Below are 2722 nucleotides of genomic sequence, written 5' to 3'. Positions count from 1 at the left end.
GGTGGAGCGAGTAGAAAGCGCCCCACCGACGCGCCGGAGACGCTCTGGCGGCGATGGTTGAATGATCCCTGGATTTGGGGCTTGACGGTTTAGACCGGAAGGCCTAGATGAGAAGGGGTCGGGCGGTGGCCTTGGGGTCGCTGCCATTGATGCCTTCCTCTTCTTTATGTTGGGGTTTGGTTGGCCGGTGTTGAGCCGGTTGGCGGGTGTCGTTTGGCTTGCCTTGTGGCGGCCAAGGTTCTTGGACAAGTGAATCTGTTGAGAAGGGATGCGCAGGCGGCGGGTCTTTATGAGCTGGAGGGTCTGGTTCGTATGGATACGTATGGCGCTTGAGCATCCTGGTACATGTTGCTCTATACGCCATCCACGCTATTGACCTTATCGGGTCTATGGATGGTGGATGGGTTAGGGCAGACGATTGGGAAGTTTGGCGTTTTTTCGTATCCGTCAACGAGGTTTGTTTGCTTAGGCGAGCGAGCCGCATAAAACCTGAGAGTTTGATCCTGGCTCAGAACGAACGCTGGCGGCAGGCCTAACACATGCAAGTCGAACGCATTGGTCTTCGGACTGGTGAGTGGCGCACGGGTGAGTAACACGTGGGAATGTACCCTTTGGTTCGGAATAACGTCTGGAAACGGACGCTAATACCGGATGAGCCCTGTGGGGGAAAGATTTATCGCCAAAGGAGCAGCCCGCGTCTGATTAGGTAGTTGGTGGGGTAACGGCCTACCAAGCCGACGATCAGTAGCTGGTCTGAGAGGATGATCAGCCACACTGGGACTGAGACACGGCCCAGACTCCTACGGGAGGCAGCAGTGGGGAATATTGGACAATGGGCGGAAGCCTGATCCAGCCATGCCGCGTGAGTGATGAAGGCCTTCGGGTTGTAAAGCTCTTTCGCACGTGACGATGATGACGGTAACGTGAGAAGAAGCCCCGGCTAACTTCGTGCCAGCAGCCGCGGTAATACGAAGGGGGCTAGCGTTGTTCGGAATTACTGGGCGTAAAGGGCGCGTAGGCGGCTTGTCAAGTCAGGCGTGAAAGCCCCGGGCTTAACCTGGGAACTGCGCTTGAGACTGGCAGGCTAGAGTACCGGAGAGGTGGGTGGAATTCCCAGTGTAGAGGTGAAATTCGTAGATATTGGGAAGAACACCGGTGGCGAAGGCGGCCCACTGGACGGTAACTGACGCTGAGGCGCGAAAGCGTGGGGAGCAAACAGGATTAGATACCCTGGTAGTCCACGCCGTAAACGATGTCGGCTAGACGTTGGGGCCCTTAGGGTTTCAGTGTCGCAGCTAACGCATTAAGCCGACCGCCTGGGGAGTACGGCCGCAAGGTTGAAACTCAAAGGAATTGACGGGGGCCCGCACAAGCGGTGGAGCATGTGGTTTAATTCGAAGCAACGCGCAGAACCTTACCAACCCTTGACATGCCTGGACCGCCACAGAGATGTGGTTTTCCCTTCGGGGACCGGGACACAGGTGCTGCATGGCTGTCGTCAGCTCGTGTCGTGAGATGTTGGGTTAAGTCCCGCAACGAGCGCAACCCCCACTGTTAGTTGCCATCATTCAGTTGGGCACTCTAGCAGAACTGCCGGTGACAAGCCGGAGGAAGGCGGGGATGACGTCAAGTCCTCATGGCCCTTACGGGTTGGGCTACACACGTGCTACAATGGTGGTGACAGTGGGCAGCGACCATGCGAATGGAAGCGAATCTCCAAAAGCCATCTCAGTTCGGATTGCACTCTGCAACTCGGGTGCATGAAGTTGGAATCGCTAGTAATCGCGGATCAGCACGCCGCGGTGAATACGTTCCCGGGCCTTGTACACACCGCCCGTCACACCATGGGAGTTGGCTTTACCTGAAGCCGGTGCGCTAACCTTCGGGAGGCAGCCGACCACGGTACGGTCAGCGACTGGGGTGAAGTCGTAACAAGGTAGCCGTAGGGGAACCTGCGGCTGGATCACCTCCTTTCTAAGGAAGAACCTTCCCTTTGGACGTAATCCCGGGCTTATCCGGGACATCACCTTGGTGATGGGTCCGCCGTCTCCGCATCCCTTCTCATGGATCAGATGATAGGGCCTGGTGCTTGATCGCACCGGGCTTTGTCATTGGGGTCACCGCTTGACTTTTCCCGAGAGATTGGGGGCGTAGCTCAGTTGGGAGAGCGCGTGCTTTGCAAGCATGAGGTCGTCGGTTCGATCCCGTCCGCCTCCACCAAGCTCCGTTGCGTAACGTTGAGTTTGAGGCGGTGGTGAGGATCCATGGGAAGCAACAGATCGGTTGCCTGAAAGGGTGACTGTAGGCAGCAAGGGCTGCCGGTTCTTGGACATCGTGAAAATGGTTTTGTGAAGTGTGACCGAATGGGTTCCGCTTTGCAGGGGATCTGGCCTCTTAGCCGAGAAGGTCTGGTTCTGTCGTCATTCTGCGTCAGCGGGATGAGGGACACCTGGAGAGCGGATAGTGCTGTTTGTTGTGTTCATGATGTGTGGGCTTGTCCCTGCGCGTGAGCGTGATGAATGGATCAAGCGTCTTAAGGGCATCTGGTGGATGCCTTGGCACTGAGAGGCGATGAAGGACGTGGCACGCTGCGAAAAGTCATGGGGAGCTGCGAGCAAGCTTTGATCCGTGAATATCCGAATGGGGAAACCCACCTGGCAACAGGTATCCCAAACTGAATCCATAGGTTTGGGAAGCGAACCCGGGGAACTGAAACATCTAA

The 2722-nt window shown here is 56.6% G+C and carries 1 tRNA gene and 2 rRNA genes (1 of these 3 running past the window's edge); all 3 read left to right on the top strand.

The annotated features are described in order from the left end of the window. Positions 1 to 485: 485 nt before the first annotated feature. A 16S ribosomal RNA gene (locus tag ABC728_RS04450) occupies positions 486 to 1974 on the top strand. Between the two features lie 170 nt (positions 1975 to 2144). Continuing rightward, positions 2145 to 2220 (top strand) — tRNA-Ala (locus ABC728_RS04445). A gap of 302 nt (positions 2221 to 2522) precedes the next feature. Beyond that, positions 2523 to 2722 (top strand): 23S ribosomal RNA (locus ABC728_RS04440); it runs 2550 nt beyond the window's last position. Together the 16S and 23S rRNA genes with 1 tRNA gene alongside form the textbook arrangement of a ribosomal RNA operon.

It is taken from the genome of Niveispirillum fermenti, from assembly GCF_052474395.1.
The sequence above is the reverse complement of the archived record's forward strand: the minus strand, read 5'-3'. Positions and strand labels throughout refer to the sequence as shown.